19 protein-coding genes are annotated in these 18,486 nt (G+C 65.5%); 10 read left to right on the top strand and 9 right to left on the bottom strand.

Annotated elements, in window-relative coordinates; all coding sequences use genetic code 11:
- The first annotated feature begins 71 nt into the window (after positions 1-71).
- The 5 genes from P3C50_RS08010 to fdhD all read left to right on the top strand — a co-directional run bounded on the left by P3C50_RS08010 (position 72) and on the right by fdhD (position 6,201).
- Entirely contained in the window at positions 72-566 is a 495-nt protein-coding gene (locus P3C50_RS08010) for a formate dehydrogenase subunit gamma (protein ID WP_275545593.1), read from the top strand.
- The gene (locus P3C50_RS08005; RefSeq protein ID WP_275545592.1) at positions 563-2,134 is read left to right on the top strand and encodes a formate dehydrogenase beta subunit; all 1,572 of its coding nucleotides are present in this window, start codon (positions 563-565) and stop codon (positions 2,132-2,134) included. Before P3C50_RS08010 ends, P3C50_RS08005 begins: the two co-directional genes overlap by 4 nt.
- A 15-nt stretch (positions 2,135-2,149) precedes the next feature.
- Positions 2,150-4,984, top strand: coding sequence for a formate dehydrogenase subunit alpha (fdhF, locus tag P3C50_RS08000; protein ID WP_275545591.1), 2,835 nt, complete (start codon positions 2,150-2,152; stop codon positions 4,982-4,984).
- 76 nt (positions 4,985-5,060) lie between these two features.
- On the top strand, positions 5,061-5,309 hold the full coding sequence (locus P3C50_RS07995) for a formate dehydrogenase subunit delta (protein ID WP_275545590.1): 249 nt from the start codon (positions 5,061-5,063) through the stop codon (positions 5,307-5,309).
- A 70-nt stretch (positions 5,310-5,379) separates the two neighbouring features.
- Positions 5,380-6,201, top strand: a complete 822-nt coding sequence (gene fdhD, locus P3C50_RS07990) for a formate dehydrogenase accessory sulfurtransferase FdhD (RefSeq protein ID WP_275545589.1) — start codon at positions 5,380-5,382, stop codon at positions 6,199-6,201.
- A gap of 272 nt (positions 6,202-6,473) precedes the next feature.
- Here the strand turns inward: fdhD and yrfG are convergent, their stop codons facing one another.
- Complete coding sequence (gene yrfG / locus P3C50_RS07985; protein WP_275545588.1) at positions 6,474-7,136, bottom strand: GMP/IMP nucleotidase; 663 nt, start codon at positions 7,134-7,136, stop codon at positions 6,474-6,476.
- 124 nt (positions 7,137-7,260) lie between these two features.
- Here yrfG and nudE point away from each other — a divergent pair, with 124 nt between their 5' ends.
- Together nudE and cysQ are read left to right on the top strand one after the other, a co-directional pair.
- A complete protein-coding gene (nudE, locus tag P3C50_RS07980) occupies positions 7,261-7,827 on the top strand; it encodes an ADP compounds hydrolase NudE (RefSeq protein ID WP_197858068.1) in 567 nt (188 codons plus the stop codon).
- The gene (gene cysQ / locus P3C50_RS07975) at positions 7,824-8,642 is read left to right on the top strand and encodes a 3'(2'),5'-bisphosphate nucleotidase CysQ (protein ID WP_275545587.1); all 819 of its coding nucleotides are present in this window, start codon (positions 7,824-7,826) and stop codon (positions 8,640-8,642) included. Before nudE ends, cysQ begins: the two co-directional genes overlap by 4 nt.
- 58 nt (positions 8,643-8,700) lie before the next feature.
- Here the strand turns inward: cysQ and P3C50_RS07970 are convergent, their stop codons facing one another.
- The 8 genes from P3C50_RS07970 to gshB all read right to left on the bottom strand — a co-directional run bounded on the left by P3C50_RS07970 (position 8,701) and on the right by gshB (position 16,830).
- Positions 8,701-10,608, bottom strand: a complete 1,908-nt coding sequence (locus P3C50_RS07970; protein ID WP_275545586.1) for a beta-ketoacyl synthase — start codon at positions 10,606-10,608, stop codon at positions 8,701-8,703.
- A gap of 255 nt (positions 10,609-10,863) precedes the next feature.
- Entirely contained in the window at positions 10,864-12,135 is a 1,272-nt protein-coding gene (locus P3C50_RS07965; protein ID WP_275545585.1) for a dihydroorotase, read from the bottom strand.
- Positions 12,135-13,142, bottom strand: coding sequence for an aspartate carbamoyltransferase catalytic subunit (locus P3C50_RS07960; protein ID WP_275545584.1), 1,008 nt, complete (start codon positions 13,140-13,142; stop codon positions 12,135-12,137). Before P3C50_RS07960 ends, P3C50_RS07965 begins: the two co-directional genes overlap by 1 nt.
- Positions 13,143-13,153: 11 nt before the next feature.
- Positions 13,154-13,657 (bottom strand): bifunctional pyr operon transcriptional regulator/uracil phosphoribosyltransferase PyrR, encoded by a 504-nt coding sequence (gene pyrR, locus P3C50_RS07955; RefSeq protein ID WP_275545583.1) that lies wholly within the window; start codon positions 13,655-13,657, stop codon positions 13,154-13,156.
- A 30-nt stretch (positions 13,658-13,687) separates the two neighbouring features.
- Positions 13,688-14,125 carry a Holliday junction resolvase RuvX gene (ruvX, locus tag P3C50_RS07950; RefSeq protein ID WP_024306524.1) on the bottom strand — a complete coding sequence of 146 codons (438 nt, stop codon included), beginning with the start codon at positions 14,123-14,125 and terminating at the stop codon, positions 13,688-13,690.
- Positions 14,122-14,691: a YqgE/AlgH family protein gene (locus P3C50_RS07945; protein WP_197858063.1), complete on the bottom strand. Its 570-nt coding sequence runs from the start codon at positions 14,689-14,691 to the stop codon at positions 14,122-14,124. The genes ruvX and P3C50_RS07945 overlap by 4 nt, the downstream gene beginning before the upstream one ends.
- A gap of 125 nt (positions 14,692-14,816) precedes the next feature.
- On the bottom strand, positions 14,817-15,713 hold the full coding sequence (locus P3C50_RS07940; protein WP_197858062.1) for an energy transducer TonB: 897 nt from the start codon (positions 15,711-15,713) through the stop codon (positions 14,817-14,819).
- 166 nt (positions 15,714-15,879) lie between these two features.
- Positions 15,880-16,830 carry a glutathione synthase gene (gene gshB, locus P3C50_RS07935; protein WP_197858061.1) on the bottom strand — a complete coding sequence of 317 codons (951 nt, stop codon included), beginning with the start codon at positions 16,828-16,830 and terminating at the stop codon, positions 15,880-15,882.
- A gap of 241 nt (positions 16,831-17,071) precedes the next feature.
- On the opposite strand from gshB, the gene pilG reads away from it, so the two are divergent.
- The 3 genes from pilG to P3C50_RS07920 are packed head-to-tail and all read left to right on the top strand — an operon-like array spanning position 17,072 to position 18,477.
- Positions 17,072-17,479, top strand: a complete 408-nt coding sequence (pilG, locus tag P3C50_RS07930) for a twitching motility response regulator PilG (protein WP_003458788.1) — start codon at positions 17,072-17,074, stop codon at positions 17,477-17,479.
- 47 nt (positions 17,480-17,526) lie between these two features.
- The gene (pilH, locus tag P3C50_RS07925) at positions 17,527-17,892 is read left to right on the top strand and encodes a twitching motility response regulator PilH (protein ID WP_013713612.1); all 366 of its coding nucleotides are present in this window, start codon (positions 17,527-17,529) and stop codon (positions 17,890-17,892) included.
- Positions 17,893-17,937: 45 nt separating this feature from the next.
- Complete coding sequence (locus P3C50_RS07920; RefSeq protein ID WP_275545582.1) at positions 17,938-18,477, top strand: chemotaxis protein CheW; 540 nt, start codon at positions 17,938-17,940, stop codon at positions 18,475-18,477.
- Positions 18,478-18,486 lie beyond the last annotated feature (9 nt).

Here is an 18,486-nt window from a genome sequence, read left to right as displayed (position 1 = left end):
CGACCGGCAGCCGTGACTGGCCGGGTTATCTCCTGACAGTACCGGTATAGCCGCCGGCTGGAGCATCGAACATGGCCCTTCTTCCCCAGCGCTTCGCCCCCGAGCAGTGCGAGGCCGTCGCCCGTGAGGTGCTCGCCGCCCACCGCGGCCAGCCCGGCGCCTTGCTACCCATCCTCCACGACATTCAGGACCGGCTCGGTGCCGTACCGCCCGAGCTGTTGCCGTTGATCGCCGAGGACCTCTGCCTGTCGCGCGCCGAGGTGCACGGGGTGGTCAGTTTCTATCACGATTTTCGCGCCACGCCGCCCGGTCGCCAGGTGCTCAAGCTGTGTCAGGCCGAGGCTTGCCAGTCGATGGGGGTCAAGGCGCTGACCGCTGCGCTGGAAAACAAGCTCGGCCTGCCGCTGGGCGAGACCCGCGAGGACGGCAGCCTCAGTTTCGAGCCGGTGTACTGCCTGGGTAACTGCGCCTGCGCACCGAGCATGATGCTCAATGGCGAACTGCACGGTCGTGTCGACGCCGATGAAGTGCTGGCGCTGCTGGCGGAACAGGAGACCCAGGTATGAGCGAGTCCATTACCGTTTTCGTCCCGCGCGATGCCACCGCGCTCAGCCTGGGCGCCGACAAGGTGGCCCGCGCCATCGTCGCCGAGGCTGCGGCGCGCGGTATCGAAGTGAAGCTGGTGCGTAACGGCTCTCGCGGGCTGATCTGGCTCGAGCCGCTGGTCGAGGTCGCCACGCCGGCCGGTCGTGTCGCCTATGGGCCGGTCAAGGCACGCGACGTCGCCGGCCTGTTCGACGCTGGTTTCCTCGAGGGCAAGGCACATGCGCTGGGCCACGGCCTGACCGATGAAATCGAATACCTCAAGCGCCAGGAGCGCCTGACCTTCGCCCGTGCCGGCATCACCGACCCGCTGTCGCTGGAGGACTACATCGCCCACGACGGCTATCGCGGCCTCAAACGCGCCCTCGGCATGACGCCCGAGGCGATCGTCGCCGAGGTCACCGAATCCGGCCTGCGTGGCCGTGGCGGCGCGGCGTTCCCCACCGGCATCAAGTGGCGCACCGTGCTCGGTTGCCAGGCCGAGCAGAAGTACATCGTCTGCAACGCCGACGAAGGCGACTCCGGCACCTTCTCCGACCGCATGGTGATGGAAGACGACCCCTACGTGCTGATCGAGGGCATGACCATCGCCGGTCTCGCAGTGGGAGCTACGCGCGGCTATATCTACCTGCGTTCGGAGTACCCGCACGCCGAGGCGGTGCTGCTCGAAACCATCGCCCGCGCCACGGCCGCCGGCTATCTGGGGGACGACGTGCTCGGCAGCGGTAAGGCCTTCCACCTGGAGCTGCGCCGCGGCGCCGGCGCCTATATCTGCGGCGAGGAAACCGCCCTGCTGGAAAGCATCGAGGGCAAGCGCGGCACCGTGCGGCCGAAGCCGCCGCTGCCGGCCATCGAGGGCCTGTTCGGCAAACCGACGGTGATCAACAACGTGATCTCGCTGGCGTCGGTGCCGATCATCCTCGACAAGGGCGGCGCCTACTACAAGGACTACGGCATGGGCCGCTCGCTCGGCACCCTGCCGATCCAGCTGACCGGCAACATCGCCCGTGGCGGTCTGATCGAGAAGGCTTTCGGTATCACCCTGCGCGAGTTGCTCTACGAATATGGCGGCGGATCGGCCAGTGGCCGGCCGATCCGCGCGGTGCAGGTCGGCGGCCCGCTCGGCGCCTATCTGCCCGAGTCGCAGTTCGACACGCCGCTGGATTACGAGTCGTTCGCTGCTCTTGGTGCGGTGCTCGGCCACGGCGGCATCGTGGTATTCGACGACACCGTCGATATGGCCGACATGGCGCGCTACGCCATGGAGTTCTGCGCGGTGGAATCCTGCGGCAAGTGCACGCCCTGCCGGATCGGCTCGACCCGTGGCGAGGAGCTGCTGTCGCAGATCATCGTGGCCCGTTCCGAAGGCCCGCAGCCGGGGCGCATCGAGCTGCTCAAGAGCCTCTGCGACACCATGCTCGGCGCCTCGCTTTGCGCCCTTGGCGGCATGACACCCTATCCGGTGATGAGCGCCATCAACCACTTTCCCGAGGACTTCGGCGTGTCGCAAGACAGCGCCGAAGCCCGCTGATCCGGAGGCGTCCCCATGGCCCTGTATCGTGAACTCGACTATGGCACCCCTGCTCGCAGCGGTGCTCCGGTAACCCTGGAAATCGACGGCAACGCCGTCACCGTGCCGGCCGGCACCTCGCTGATGCGCGCGGCCCAGGAGGCCGGCATCGCCGTGCCCAAGCTGTGCGCCAGCGACAGCCTGGAGCCGTTCGGCTCGTGCCGCCTGTGCATGGTGGAAATCGAAGGCCGCCGTGGCTTCCCGGCGTCCTGTACCACCCCGGTTGAGTCGGGCATGGTGGTGCGCACGCAGAGCCCGAAACTGGCCGAACTGCGTCGCGGCACCATGGAGCTGTACATCTCCGACCATCCGCTGGACTGCCTGACCTGCTCGGCCAACGGCAATTGCGAGCTGCAGGACATGGCCGGTGTGGTCGGCTTGCGTGAAGTGCGCTACGACCCAGTGAAGACTCACCTGGCCGAGGCCAAGGACGAGTCCAACCCCTATTTCAGCTACGACCCGTCCAAGTGCATCGTCTGCAACCGCTGCGTGCGCGCCTGTGAGGAAGTGCAGGGCACCTTCGCCCTGACCATCGACGGCCGTGGCTTCGACTCGCGCGTGGCCGCCGGCCAGGACGAGGATTTCCTCGACTCCGAATGCGTGTCCTGCGGCGCCTGCGTCAACGCCTGCCCGACTGCCACGCTGATGGAAAAATCGGTGATCGAGCTGGGCCAGGCCGAGCGCAGCGTCACCACCACCTGCGCCTACTGCGGCGTCGGCTGCTCGTTCAACGCCGAGGTCAAGGGCAACACCGTGGTGCGCATGGTGCCGAACAAGAACGGCCACGCCAACCACGGCCACGCCTGCGTCAAGGGCCGCTTCGCCTGGGGCTACGCGACCCACCCGGACCGCATCAAGACCCCCATGATCCGCGACAGCATCCACGAGCCGTGGCGCTCGGTGAGCTGGGACGAGGCCATCGGCTACGCCGCCCGGCGTTTCAAGGAGATCCAGGCGCAGTACGGCCGCAATGCGGTCGGCGGGCTGACCTCGTCGCGCTGCACCAACGAGGAAACCTACCTGGTGCAGAAGCTGGTGCGCGCCGCCTTCGGCAACAACAACGTCGATACCTGCGCACGCGTCTGCCACTCGCCGACGGGTTACGGTCTGAAGGTGACCCTCGGCGAGTCCGCCGGTACCCAGGACTTCGACTCGGTACTGTCCGCCGACGTGGTGCTGGTGATCGGTGCCAACCCCACCGACGGCCACCCGGTATTCGGCTCGCAGCTCAAGCGCCGCCTGCGCCAGGGCGCCAAGCTGATCGTTGCAGACCCACGTGGTATCGACCTGGTGCGCAGCCCGCACATCCGTGCCGAGCACCACCTGCAACTGCGTCCCGGCAGCAACGTTGCTCTGCTCAACAGCCTGGGCCACGTGATCGTCACCGAGGGCTTGGTCAACGAAGCCTTCGTCGCCGAGCGCTGCGAGGCAGAAGGCTTCGAGCAATGGCGCACCTTCGTCAGTGAACAACGCAACAGCCCCGAGGCCATGGAAGCCCTGACCGGCGTCCCGGCCGCCTCGGTGCGCGCGGCTGCGCGGCTGTATGCCACTGGCGGTAACGCGGCGATCTACTACGGCCTGGGCGTCACCGAGCACAGCCAGGGCTCGTCCACCGTGATGGCGATCGCCAACCTGGCCATGGCCACCGGCAACATCGGCCGTCCGGGTGTCGGCGTGAACCCGCTGCGCGGACAGAACAACGTGCAGGGCTCCTGCGACATGGGCTCCTTCCCCCACGAGCTGCCGGGCTACCGTCACGTTTCCGACCCGGTGGCGCGGCCGCAATTCGAGGCCGCCTGGGGCGTCAAGCTGCTCGACGAACCGGGCCTGCGCATCCCCAATATGCTGGCTGCGGCCCATGCCGGTACCTTCAAGGGCATGTACATCCAGGGCGAGGACCCGGCGCAGTCCGACCCCGACACCCAGCACGTCACCGATGCGCTCAAGGCCATGGAATGCGTGGTGATCCAGGACCTGTTCCTCAACGAAACCGCCAAGTACGCCCACGTATTCCTGCCTGGCGCCTCCTTCCTGGAGAAGAACGGCACCTTCACCAACGCCGAGCGCCGCATCTCCCCGGTGCGCAAGGTGATGCCGGCACTGGCCGGCAAGGAAGACTGGGAAGTGACCGTGGCGCTTTCCAACGCCCTCGGCTATCCGATGAACTACAAGCATCCGTCCGAGATCATGGACGAGATCGCCGCGCTGACGCCGACGTTCACCGGTGTCAGCTACGCCAAGCTCGAGCGCATGGGCAGCATCCAGTGGCCGTGCAACGACGAGGCGCCGGAAGGCACGCCGATCATGCACGAGGACGCCTTCGTGCGTGGCAAGGGGCGCTTCGTGGTTACCGAGTTTATTCCGACCGAGGAGCGCACCTCGCGCAAGCGGCCGCTGGTGCTGACCACCGGGCGCATCCTTTCGCAGTACAACGTCGGCGCGCAGACCCGGCGTACCGCCAACAAGGCCTGGCACGCCGAGGACATCCTCGAACTGCACCCGGTGGACGCCGAGGATCGCGGCATCAAGGATGGCGACTGGGTCGGCATCAACAGCCGTGCCGGCGAGACGGTGATGCGCGCCAAGGTCACCGAGCGCATGCAGCCGGGGGTGGTGTACACCACCTTCCACCACCCGGAATCCGGCGCCAACGTGATCACCACGGACAACTCCGACTGGGCCACCAACTGCCCGGAATACAAGGTCACGGCGGTGCAGGTGCGCAAGGTCGAGACGCCGTCCGACTGGCAGCAGGAGTTCGATAGCTTCACCCGCGAGCAGGTCAGCCTGCTGCCGGTGGTGCAGCTATGAAACCTCTGATCGCTAGGGTGCGCCGTGCGCACCCGCACTGCGCCAACCTGTACCGTCCCATTCGCGGAGCACAGCCATGGGCATGAACGCCACGCAACTGATCAAGATGGCCAACCAGATCGGCGCCTTTTTCGCTTCCCAGCCCGACCAGGAGCAGGCGCGTAGCGAGTACGCTCAGCATCTGCGACGCCAGTGGGACCCGCAGATGCGCACGGCGCTTTACGCTCACCTGGACGCCAGCGGCGGCGAAGGCCTGAGCGAGTTTGCGTTGCGGGTGCTATGTGATTCGCGCGGGCAGATCGCGCCGCAGGCTGTTACTGTCTGAGTGCTGCAATCCGGCTGTTTCGCACGGCGCCGCCAGGCGTCCTGCGATCATCGCGAGGAATCCGCATCACATGACTCATCGTGTTCCACGTTCACCTGCTGATGAAATCGCCAGCCCAACACCGGGCGGCTACGCCTATGCCGAACTGGACGAGACCGCCAGCGTGGGGCATGCGGTGCTGGCCGAGGAATGTGCGCTGGCTATCGCCTACAACGGCATCAACCATGCGGTGATGATGGTATCGCCCAGTGCGCTGGAGGATTTCGTCGTCGGCTTCAGCCTGACGTCTGCAGTCGTGGCGGCGGCCGAGGATATCTACGACATCCAGCTCAAGCGCGCGGGTGAGGCATTCAGCGCCGACGTTGAGATTGCCAGTCGTGCCTTCTGGGCGCTCAAGCAGCAGCGGCGCACTCTGGCCGGTACCAGTGGTTGTGGCCTGTGCGGTGTCGAAGCGCTGGAGCAGGCGCTGCCGCAACTCGACACCCTGAGCGTCAACCCGCTGCCACCGGCCGCGCACCTGGCCGACCTGCGTACGCGCATCGGCCTGGTGCAGAAGCTGGCGCGCCAGAGCGGCGCGCTGCACGCTGCGCTGTTCGTCGACGAGTCAGGTGAGATCGTCCTGTGCCGCGAAGACATTGGCCGGCACAACGCGCTGGACAAGCTGATCGGCGCGCTAAACCGTGAAAGCCGCGACGCCCGCCGCGGCTTTGCCGTGGTCACCAGCCGCTGCAGCCTGGAACTGATCCACAAGGCGGTACGCGCCGGCTTCGCCAGCCTGGTCAGCCTGTCGGCGCCGACCGAACTGTGCGTGCGCTGGGCGCGTCGGCACCGTCTCAACCTCATCCACCTGCCGCACCACAGCGCGCCACGCGTCTACAGCCCGGCGCCCTAGGCTCCCTCTTGGTAGCCAGATGCAACCCGGGAAAATCCTCGAAGAGCGTCCCTAATGCTGTTCACTTAAAAAACGGTCAAACACGATCAGTCCCCTCGCCCCTTTGGGGAGAGGGTTAGGGCGGGCCGCGTTCGGAGAGGGGGAAACCGGCGGTTTCGCGGTGTTTTCGGCCCTCTCCCCCAGCCCCTCTCCCATGAATGGGAGAGGGGAGCAAAACGTGTGCAACCTTAAGTGAACAGTATTACGAAGAGCGTCCCCGGATTTCATCCGGGCTACAGATTCAGCAGCAGCTCGCGGTAATCCTCCACCGCGTCGAATTCTTCGGTGTCCTTGGGCCCGGCCTGGCTGTCCGGCTGACGAACGGCAAGCAGGTGGGCGACACCGAACTGGCCAGCGCTGCGCAGAATCGGCAGGCTATCGTCGATGAAAAGGCTGCGAGCGGGATCGAACCCGACGTCCTGGCGCAGGGCGAACCAGAACTGCTGGTTCTCCTTGGGGAAACCATAGTCGTGAGAGCTGATCAGCCGCTCGAACCAGGGAGCCAGTTCGACCCGTTCCATCTTCAACGACAGCGAGTCGCGGTGCGCGTTGGTGATCAGCACCACACGCTTGCCGGCCTCGCGCAGGGCGCGTAGGAACAGTTCGGCACCCGCGCGCAGGGCGATCAGGTCGGCGACCTCGCGCTTGAGCTCGCGGATCGACAGTTTCAGCTCGCGGCTCCAGAAGTCCGTGCAGTACCAGTTCAGCGTGCCGGCGTGCTGGCGAAACAGCGGCAGCAGCTCGGCCTCGGCCAGCGCCAGGCTGATGCCATGATGCTCGGCATAACGCTGCGGCAGGTGCTTGAGCCAGAAGTGATTGTCGAAGTGCAGATCGAGCAGGGTGCCGTCCATGTCCAGCAGGACAGTGTCGATCTGGTGCCAGGTGAGTGAAGGCATGGGCGCGCCAGGTAATGAAAGTCGTGAATCTGCCGGCGCGCGTCGCGATCGCGCAATCTGCGCCGGGGATAATCGCAAAAGCCGCTGTATGATAACCGACCAGGTCTCGCCAAGGAGTCGCCCCATGCGTCAAAAACCCACGGTTCTCGCCCGCGAGATCGTCGCCAGCAGCCGCCTGTTCTGTGTCGAGGAGGTGCAGTTGCGTTTTTCCAACGGTACCGAGCGCACCTACGAGCGATTGGTCGGCAAGGGCGCCGGTTATGGTGCGGTGATGGTGGTGGCGATGCTCGACGCCGAGCACGCCGTGCTGATCGAGGAATACTGCGGCGGCACCGATGACTATCAGCTGTCGCTGCCCAAGGGGCTGATCGAGCCGGGTGAAGACGTGCTGGTGGCGGCCAATCGCGAGCTCAAGGAGGAGGCGGGGTTCGGTGCGCATCAACTGGAGTACATCACCGAGCTGAGCCTGTCGCCCGGTTACATGAGCCAGAAGATCCAGGTAGTGCTGGCGCGCGATCTGTACGAGGAGCGCCTGCCCGGCGACGAGCCCGAGCCGATGCGGGTCGACCGCATCAGCCTGCGCGAGCTGTCCAGCCTGGCCCAGCACGAGCAATTCAGCGAGGGGCGCGCCCTGGCCGCGCTTTATCTGGTACGTGACCTGCTCACTCAGCGCGGGGAGTACCGCCCGTGAGCCATCCCAATATCCCCAAGGTAATCGAACTGGTACGTGCCGCCGGCGCGGCGACCCTGCCGTACTGGCGCAGCGATGTGGCGGTAACGGAAAAGGCCGATGCCTCGCCGGTAACGGCCGCCGACCTGGCCGCGCACCATATCCTGCTCGATGGCCTGCAGGCGCTGGCGCCGGATATTCCGGTGCTGTCGGAAGAGGCCGCCGACATTGCGCTGGCCGAGCGCGCCGCCTGGACCCGCTGGTGGCTGGTCGATCCGCTCGACGGCACCAAGGAGTTCATCGCCGGATCAGAGGAGTTCACTGTCAACGTCGCGCTGATCGAGCGCGGCCGCGTGGTCTTCGGTGTGGTCGGCATCCCGGCCAGCGGCCGTTGCTATTACGGCGGCGCCGGTCTGGGCGCCTGGCGCAGCGAAGCGCCGGGTGAGGAGCAGTCGATCAGCGTGCGTCTGGCGCCGGCGCAAGGCTTTACCCTGGTGGCCAGCAAGCGCCACTCGAGCCCGGCGCAGGAAACCCTGCTGGCAGGGCTCGCCGAGCGTTTTGGCGAGCCGGTGCTGGCCAATATCGGCAGTTCGCTGAAGTTCTGTCTGTTGGCCGAAGGCAATGCCGATTGCTACCCACGCCTGGCGCCTACGTCGCAGTGGGACACCGCTGCGGCGCAGGGAGTGCTGGAAGGGGCGGGCGGCGAAGTGCTGGATCTGGCTGGCGAGGCGCTGACCTATGAGGCGCGTGAATCCTTCCTCAATCCGTCTTTCCTGGCGCTGCCGGCTGACGCCGAGTGGCGTGGCGCGTTGATCGAGCTGGCGCGGGCACTCTAATTGTAGGGCGGGTGAAACCCGCCACATCGCCCATGGCGGGTTGCACCCGCCCTACGGCTCAATCGAGCATATCGCCGTAGCGCTCGTCCTTCCTGAACACCAGCGGCTGGTCGAAGCCCGGCACCTTCACTTCTTCGGTGGTGATGGAGATCGCCTGGTCGTCGATCATGTCGTTGCCGAAGTTGTAGATGATGTCCAGCTTGCCCTGCAGCGCCTGCTGGTCGTAGGCGGCTGCGGCGGCGCGGGTGCCCTCGCGGCGGGCCAGGTAGGCGTTGAAGGCAGCCTGGCCGTGGCGCTTGCGCAGCATGCGCTCGGTCACGTGCGGGGCCAGTACCAGGGCGCTGGCATTGTTGCCGCCGAAACCCTTGGAGTTGATGAAGGCCACGTCCAGCGCGTGCTCACCCACCTTACGGTCTTCGGTGGACAGGCTCAGGTGATCCTGATGCACGTCGCCAGCGACGGCGTCGATGGTCTTGATCCCCGGCACGATGCCGTACTTGAAGGCGCCGAGGGCGCCGATGACCTGATCGCCGCTGGCGGTGGCCAGGGAGTGGCCGACGAAGGCCTTCACCGCCGTTACCGGCCATTGCTCGATACCGAAAGCAGCCGCGACGCGATCGAGAATCTCCGACTCGGTGACGCGGTTGGCTGGGGTGCTGGAACCATGGGCGTGGACGAAGCTGCGATTGCGTACGGCATCCAGACCGAGCAGCTGCGCGGCGCTGGCCACGGCCTTGGCCACGGTCAGGTAATTGCCCGGGCCGGGGGCGGAAATGGATTTCTTGAAACCATCGGCGTTGATAAATACGTCCGGCACCGCACCGTGGATATCGGCACCCAGCTCCAGGGCCAGCTCGTCGTCCATCAGCACCACGAACTGACAGGCCTCGGCCAGGGTGAAGCCGCAGTTGTCGCCGAACGGGCGGCTGGCGCGGCGGAAGTCCACCTCGCTCTTGCCCTCGATCTGGCGCAGGCCTTCTTCGGTGGCCAGCGCACCCATGGCGCCGTAGCCCTCGATGCATTCCTGGTTGATCGGCGCTTCGCTGCTGCCGACGATGACCACGCGTGCCTTGCCGGAGGCGATCTGCTCGATGCCCTTCTGCAGGTTGTAGAGGAAGGTGGCGCAGGCGCCGGTGATGCTGCCGGTGGTGCCGACGCTGCCGAGCACGTAGGCGTTGATAAAGTCCGCCGGCATGGTGTTCAGCCCCAGGGCCAGCTGCTTGGCGGTGACGCGGCCGCCCTTGAGGCGCGACTGCATCATGCCGCCGAAGCCGTTCTCGTCGAGCTGGCTCATGATGCAGCTGGCGAACACGGCGATCTCGTCCGGGGCGACGTGCTGGACGATGCGCTGCCAGTCGATGCCAACCGAGCGCAGAGCATCGGTGACGCCGACCACGGTCATGGTCAGGCCACGTGGGTGAAAGCGGGCGTTATACAGTTCGCTCGGCTCGAAACCGGTGGGCAGTTGGCCGGCGGACTTCACTGCCAACGGGCGATAGCTGTCGACCTTGAATTCGCAGCTGTCATGCAGGGTGACACGTACTTCGTTGCCCTCGAGCTCTTTGATCGACCAGTTGGCCGGCAGCGGCTCGGGCAGTTGCTTGCGCTGGGTGATGAAGCTCAGGTTGGCGCCATTGGCGGGGGCGACGCCGATGCTTTTCTGCCAGTGGGCGGCGTCCGGGTCCAGGTGCTGCTTCTCGATGCGGCGCACCAGGGTGCCGGCGAGGATTTGCTTGGCGTAGCGGCTTTCGATCTCTGCCAGGCTCAGCGGCTGGCCGTCCTGATCCTGATACTGGCCATCGACCACACGTACCAGCTTCATCATCTGCGCCAGCCCGGCCAGGGTTTCCTGGCGCGCCTGAGGTTCCAGCGACTCCTGCACGGTACGACGGAAACCATGGTGGAAGGAGCTGCGCCCGGCTGCGTTGTAACCCCCAAAACCCACGATCACAGGTAAGCGCGACATAACTCAAAAGCTCCTGAACAAGGCCAGCGCGACGCCAGGCCGGCGCCAGTGGGCGCGGGCGGGGTCATAGGGCGGTGGCATTTGGAAAATTTCGGCTGCTAACCTGACGTGGATCATGACCGTCGAGTCACTCATTCGTCCAATGTCGTGGCGAGTGCGGCGCGTGTCGCGGATGGGATGGGGCGTCTTCAGGGCGCAGGGTGCGCTTGGCGCACCCACGAAAAACGAGCCCGCCAGACGGCGGGCTTGGATGGCTCAGCTCTGGTAGCTGATATGCCCGTCGACCAGCGTGTAGCGCACCGCGCCGGGCAGGCAATGGCCGATAAACGGGCAGTTGCTGCCCTTGGAATACCACTGTTCGCCGGCGACGGTGGAAGCCTGCGCATCGAACAGCACGACATCGGCGGCGCCGCCGACGCTCAGCTTGCCGGCCGGCAGGCGCAGTGCGGCAGCCGGGCCGCTGGATAGGCGCGCCAGCAGCGTGGGCAGATCGAGCAGGCCGTCCTGCACCAGGCTCATGGCCAGCGGCAGCAGCAACTGCACGCTGCTGATGCCCGGTTCGGTGGCGGCGAAGGGCGCCAGCTTGGCATCGCGCTCGTGCGGCTGGTGGTGGCTGGCAATGGCCGAGATCACCCCGGCTTTCAACGCCTCGCGCAGGCCGTCGCGGTCGGCGCGCGAGCGCAGCGGCGGCTGCACGTGGTAGAGGCTGGAGAAATCGATCAGCGCCTCGTCGGTGAGGATCAGCTGGTACAGCGCGACATCGGCGGTCACTGGCAGGCCGCGAGCCTGGGCGCCTGCGATCAGCTCGGCGCCACGGGCGCTGGTGATCTGGCTGAAGTGCGCGCGCACGCCGCTCTGTTCCACCAGCAACAGGTCGCGGGCCAGGGCCACGGTCTCGGCGGTTTCCGGAATGCCGGCCAGGCCGAGGAAGCTAGCGGTCGGGCCTTCGTGGGCCAGGCCGCCTTCGGCCAGGTCGGCGTCCTGCGAGTGGAAGATCACCTGCAGGTCGAAGGTGGCTGCATATTCCAGCGCGCGGCGCAGGGTACGGCTGCTGCGGAAGTTGTCCAGGCCGTTGCCAAAGGCCACGCAGCCGGCATCGCGCAGCGCAACGAGCTCGGCAAGTTGTTCGCCGGCCAGGCCCTTGCTCAGCGCGCCGATGGGGAAGACCTTGGTGTGCCCGGCTTCGCGGGCGCGGTCGAGGATCAGCTCGGCCACGGCCGAGGTATCCAGCACCGGCTTGGTGAACGGTGGGCAGCACAGGCTGGTGACGCCGCCGGCCGCAGCGGCCAGGGTTTCCGTGGCGATGCTGCCCTTGCGGCTGTAGCCCGGCTCGCGCAGGGCCACGGACAGGTCGACCAGGCCGGGCGCGGCTATCAGGCCTTGGGCCTGGAGCGTCTTGTCGGCAGTGAAACCGGCCGGCGCCTGGCCGATGGCGGCCAGCTTGCCGCCGTCGATAAAGAGGTCGCTGACCTGATCCAGACCACTGGCAGGGTCTATCAGGCGGGCGCCGAGGATTGCGGTACGCATCAGTTGGTCTCCTCGGCGTTGAGTTGACGTTGGGCGTTCTGCCCGCTCATGGCCATCGACAGCACGGCCATGCGGATGGCGATGCCGTAGGTGACCTGGTTGAGGATCACCGATTGCGGGCCGTCGGCCACGGCCGACTCAATCTCCACGCCGCGGTTGATCGGGCCCGGGTGCATCACCAGGGCATCGGGCTTGGCCAGTTTCAGACGCTGCTCGGTGAGGCCGAACAGGCGGTAGAACTCGCCCTCGCTGGGCAGCAGGCCGCCCTGCATGCGCTCGCGCTGCAGGCGCAGCATGATCACCACGTCGACGTCCTTGAGGCCTTCGTTGGCGTCGCTGAACACGCGCACGCCGTAGCTTTCCTCCAGGCCGATGGGCAGCAGGGTCTTCGGCGCGATCACGCGGATGTCCGGGCAGCCCAGGGTCTTCAGCGCCAGCATGTTCGAGCGCGCCACTCGCGAGTGCAGGATATCGCCGACGATGGCCACCGAGAGGTTCTCGAAGTCGCCCTTGTGACGGCGGATGGTGAGCATGTCGAGCATGCCCTGAGTCGGGTGCGCGTGGCGGCCGTCGCCACCGTTGATGATCGCCAGATTCGGGCACACGTGCTCGGCGATGAAGTGCGCGGCGCCGGAGTCGGCATGGCGCACGACGAAGATGTCGGCGGCCATGGCCTCGAGGTTGCGCAGGGTGTCGAACAGCGTCTCGCCCTTGCTGGTGGAGCTGGTCGACACGTTCAGGCTGATGACATCGGCCGACAGGCGCTGGGCGGCCAGCTCGAAGGTGGTGCGGGTGCGCGTGGAGTTCTCGAAGAACACGTTGCACACGGTCTTGCCGCGCAGCAGCGGGACTTTCTTCACCGCCCGCGCGCCGACTTCGAGAAAGGAGTCGGCGGTGTCGAGGATTTCGGTCAACAGCTCGCGGGGCAGGCCGTCGAGTGAGAGGAAGTGACGCAGCTGACCTTGGTCGTTCAGCTGCAGCGGGCGCTTGGCGGCGAGTGGCGTCATCGCGGGGAGTCTCAGTTGGCGAGCGTCTGGAGTTCGAGGTTCAGCGGCATGGGGCCGGACAATTTTACCCGCTCGTTGGTCGCCAGCGACAGGGTGGCGCCGACCACGTCCGGGCGGATCGGCAGCTCGCGGGCGTTGAGGTCGAGCAGGCTGACCAGGGTCACGCTGGCCGGGCGGCCGTAGTCGAACAGTTCGTTCAGCGCGGCGCGGATGGTGCGCCCGCTCATCAGCACGTCGTCGATCAGCACCAGATGCTGGCCCTCGATCTCGAACGGCAACTCGGACGGTTGAACCTGTGGGTGCAGACCGTTCTGGGTGAAGTCGTCGCGGTAGAAGGACACGTCGAGGATGCCAAGGGCGTCATCACGGCCCAGCGCCTGCAGCAGGGCCTGGGCGACCCAGACGCCGCCGGTGCGGATGCCGATAAAGCGCGGTTCGCTGATCTGGCGCTGGTTGAGGTGCTGGGTCAGCGCACTGGCCATGGCCGGCAGCAGGTCGTTGGGGTTCGGTAGCATGGCGAAACTCCTTGGTGCGGGCCGACTCGCTCAGCCCGTGCAGTTTTCCTCTAGCCAGCCCTGTAGCAACAAGGCTGCGGCAATGGCATCGACCGGGCGCTCGCGGTAGCCGCCGCTCTGGCCTTCGCGCAGGCGCTGGCCCTTGGCCTCGAAGGTGGTCAGGCGCTCGTCGTGGGTGTAGGCGGGCAGGTTGAAGCGGCCATTGAGGCGGCGGGCGAATTTCTCGGCGCGGGCGCTCATCTCGCTGGGCGTGCCGTCCATGTTCAGCGGCAGGCCGACTACCACGGCGTCCGGCTGCCACTCCTTGATCAGCGCTTCGACGCGGTTCCAGTCCGGCACGCCGTTCTGCGCCTTGAGCACGCACAGCTCACGGGCCTGGCCTGTGATCACCTGGCCGACGGCGACACCGATCTGCTTGGTGCCATAGTCGAAGCCCAGCAGCAGGCGCAGTGGCTTGTCACTCATCAGGCGTGCCCGACCTGCGAGGTCAGCAGGCTGAGGTTGACTCCCAGGCGTGCTGCAGCGGCATCGAGGCGCTGGTCGTAGGGCATGTCGAAGAGAATGCTGCTGTCGGCGGGGCAGGTCAGCCAGGCGTTGTCGGCCAGCTCCGCTTCCAGTTGCCCGGCTTCCCAGCCGGCGTAGCCGAGCGTGATCAGGTAGCGATCCGGGCCGCTGCCGTCGGCGATGGCGAACAGCACGTCCTGCGAGGTCGAAAGGCCCAGCTCGCCCAGCTCCAGGGTCGCCTGGAACTGCGGGCCAGCCGGATGCAGGACGAAGCCGCGGTCGGTCTGTACCGGGCCGCCGGCGAAGATCGGCAGGCTGTGGCACAGCGCTGCGGGCTCCTCGTCAGGGCGTAATTGCTCCAGCACTTCGGCCAGGTTGAGGCCGTTGGGCTTGTTGATCACCAGGCCCATCGCCCCCTGCTCGTTGTGTTCGACCAGGTAGGTGACGGTTTGCGCGAAGTTCGGATCGGCCATGTGCGGCATGGCGATCAAGAAATGGTGCTTGAGCGAGGTGGGGGCTGAATTCTTCATGGCGCCTAGTTTGAAGCTGCAAGCTGCAAGGGACAAGCTGCAAGTAAAGGCGAAAAGCCTGGGTGAGACAGGAGGGCGTGAGTGGCCTTCTTGAGGCTCGCAGCTTGAAGCTTGCAGCTGCCCTATCAGTTGCTCGACAGCCGGTCGCCGCGGTCGAAGCGCCAGGTGCGGATGATTTCCAGGCGGTCGATATCGGCCAGGTCGCCGGTGAAGGGCGCATAGGGCGCGGCCAGGCGCACGATGCGTTGCGCGGCCTGGTCGAGTACGGCCTGGCCCGAGGACTCCAGCACCTGCACTTCGTACAGCGAGCCATCGCGGTTGATCGACACCAGCAGGCGCAGGCTACCGTAGATGCGCTGGCGGCGGGCGTCGTCCGGGTAATTGAGGTTGCCGATGCGCTCGACCTTCTTGCGCCATTCGTCCTTGTACCAGGCGCCCTTGTCGCGCATGGTCGAGGCGGCGTTGAGGCGGTGGATCTTCGGGCGCTTGGCGTAGGCTTGAACTTCCTGCGCCAGTTCGGCTTCCAGGCTGGCGATTTCCGCCGAGAGCTGGGCGGAGTCGAATACCGGTGCCGGGCGCGTTTCCGGGACCGGTTTGGCTTCTTCGCGTTTGACCGGTGTTTTCTGCTGCTGTGGTGCGCGCGTGGCGACGGCGGCCTTGGGCGCTTCTGGCTTGCTGGCAGGTTGCTGCGGGGCGGCAGGTGGTGTGACCTTGCGCACCTCGCTGTCCTGGAAGGGAGCCTGCTCGGTGGTTTTCGGTGCAGCGGCATGTTCCAGCGTACCGCTGCCTTGCTGGTTGTCCTGGGCGAGGAAGTCGGCCTCCTTGGGCTTCTCTTCGCTCTTGAATGTGGACAGGGTAATTTCCAGCGTCTTGCTGATCTCTGGTGGCGACTCCAGGGTGAAGCCGACGCCAAGAATCAGCGCCACATGCAGGGCTGCGGCGAGAAACAGGGTGAACCCCAGGCGATCCGCCGGACGGACGGTGGCGGAGGAAGCGGTGGTTGGGGTGGCGGCTGCGTTCATCGCGTATCGGGTCTGCTTTCGAATGTCGCGCAGTCTGCGGCGCGACGCTTCAGGCTGCAAGCCTGAAGCGCCAGGCTGTTAGCTGGTTCAAGCTTGTGGCGTTTATGTGATGCTGGCGTAGGGCGGGTGCAACCCGCCGGCCAGGCAGTGGCGGGTTGCACCCGCCTTACGATCCGCGCTTTGCCGCGATGCAGTCCATCAGGCGCTCGCCGATACGGGTATCGAAGGCAGCGTCGATCTCGCGGATGCAGGTCGGGCTGGTAACGTTGATTTCCGTCAGGTGGTCGCCGATTACATCGAGTCCGACGAAAATCAGCCCTTTTTCACGCAGGGTAGGGCCGACTGCTGCGGCGATCTCGCGGTCGCGTTCGGTCAGCGGCCTGGCTTCGCCACGTCCGCCTGCAGCCAGGTTGCCACGGGTTTCTCCGGCAGCCGGAATGCGCGCCAGGCAGTAGGGCACCGGTTCGCCATCTATCATCAGGATGCGCTTGTCGCCATCCTTGATGGCAGGCAGGTAGGCCTGCACCATGATCTGCTGCTGGCCGTGCAGGGTCAGGGTTTCCAGAATCACCGAGAGGTTGGGGTCGCCTGCGCGGTGGCGAAAGATCTGCGAACCGCCCATGCCATCAAGGGGTTTGAGAATGATGTCACGGTGCTCATCGGCAAACTGGCGCACAATATCGGCGCGTCGACTGACCAGGGTCGGTGGCGTGTATTGGGGAAACTGGGTGGCGAAGAACTTTTCATTGCAGTCGCGCAGGCTCTGCGGCCGATTGACCACCAGTACGCCGTCGCGCTCCGCCTGCTCGAGCAGGTAGGTGGAGTAGACGAATTCGTTATCGAAGGGCGGGTCCTTGCGCATCAGGATCACGTCCAACTCGGCGAGCGGCGTGTCCTGTTCCATGCCAAGGGTGAACCAGCGCTGCGGGTCATTGAACACTTCCAGCGGGCGCAGGCGGGCACGAGCCTGACCGCGAACCTGGTAGAGATCCTGCTGCTCCATGTAGAACAGCGACCAGCCGCGTGCTTGAGCGGCCAGCAACATGGCCAGCGAGCTGTCCTTCTTGAAGGAAATGCTGGCAATCGGATCCATGACGATCCCGAGACGAAGGCTCATGGGGGTAACTCTCCGCGAGGTAGAGGGTAGAGGCCGGGTTGGCCATGCCGTGAAAGGCTGTCAGGGTGGCGTTGGCCGGGGCCTTGGTCAAGGGCTGGTGCTGCCCCGGCAGGCTTATAGATTGCATCTGGAGAGTGTGCTAAAAAGGCCCGACGATTGGGTCAAGCCCCATCGGCGACTGGGCCTCAGGCATACTGATAACGCGAATATAACGACTCACCGAGGCGATGGTAGGGCGAACATGGAACAGCATTCCGAGGGTTTGAAAGTGATGGTGATCGACGACTCGAAGACGATTCGTCGCACCGCCGAAACTCTGCTGAAAAAAGTGGGTTGTGACGTCATCACCGCGGTCGATGGCTTCGATGCCCTGGCCAAGATTGCCGACACTCACCCCAGTATCATCTTTGTCGACATCATGATGCCGCGTCTCGATGGGTATCAGACCTGTGCCCTGATCAAGAACAACAGTGCCTTCAAATCCACCCCGGTGATCATGCTGTCCTCCAAGGATGGCCTGTTCGACAAGGCCAAGGGCCGCATCGTCGGCTCCGATCAATACCTGACCAAGCCCTTCAGCAAGGAAGAGCTGCTCGGTGCGATCAAAGCCCATGTGCCGGACTTCACCCCGGTGGAACAAGCCTCCTGACGCACCGGCCTCGCGGCCCCTGCGTCTCTTCTGCATTGGGAAACACCATGGCTCGAATTCTGATTGTTGATGACTCCCCGACCGAGATGTACAAGCTGACCGCCATGCTGGAAAAGCACGGCCATCAGGTACTGAAGGCGGAAAACGGCGCCGACGGCGTGGCCCTGGCTCGCCAGGAGAAGCCGGACGCGGTCCTGATGGACATCGTCATGCCCGGCCTCAATGGCTTCCAGGCGACTCGTCAACTGACCAAGGACGCCGAAACCAGCCACATCCCGGTGATCATCGTCACCACCAAGGATCAGGAAACCGACAAGGTCTGGGGCAAGCGCCAGGGCGCGAAGGACTACCTGACCAAACCGGTCGATGAAGACACCTTGCTGAAAACTCTCAATGCGGTACTGGCCGGCTGATGCCGTGCCGTCCGTTGACTGAATAAGAAGAAGGCCACGGCTGGCATGTCGGACGCGCAGACTCCTTTCCAGATTCTCCTCGAGATCGACCAGCGTTGCCGGGCCCTGGCGGCCGGCCTGCCGTCGCAACAGGCGGCGGTGCAGACCTGGAGCGGTATCGGCTTTCGCATGGGCGAACGATTCTTCGTCGCGCCGATGGGGGAAGTGGGCGAGGTCCTGCACGAGCCGCGCTACACCCTGCTGCCGGGTGTGAAGAGCTGGGTCAAAGGGGTGGCCAACGTGCGTGGCCGCCTGTTGCCGATCATGGACCTGTGCGGGTTCTTCGGCAGTGAACTGTCGCCGCTGCGCAAGCTGCGGCGAATCCTGGTGGTCGACCATCAGGAAATCTTCGCCGGCCTCACGGTCGACGAAGTCTTCGGTATGCAGCATTTCCCCGTGGATGCCTTCTCAGAACAACTGCCGCCTCTCGAGGCGAGCATTGCGCCGTTCATCCACGGTGTTTTCCAACGGGAACAGCCCTGGTTGGTGTTCAGCCCTCATGCGCTGACGGCCGATCCGGGCTTTCTCGACGTGTCCTATCAGTAGATTTCGGTT

The organism is Pseudomonas sp. Marseille-Q0931, from assembly GCF_940789645.1.
GTDB lineage: Bacteria > Pseudomonadota > Gammaproteobacteria > Pseudomonadales > Pseudomonadaceae > Aquipseudomonas.
The sequence above is the reverse complement of the archived record's forward strand: the minus strand, read 5'-3'. Positions and strand labels throughout refer to the sequence as shown.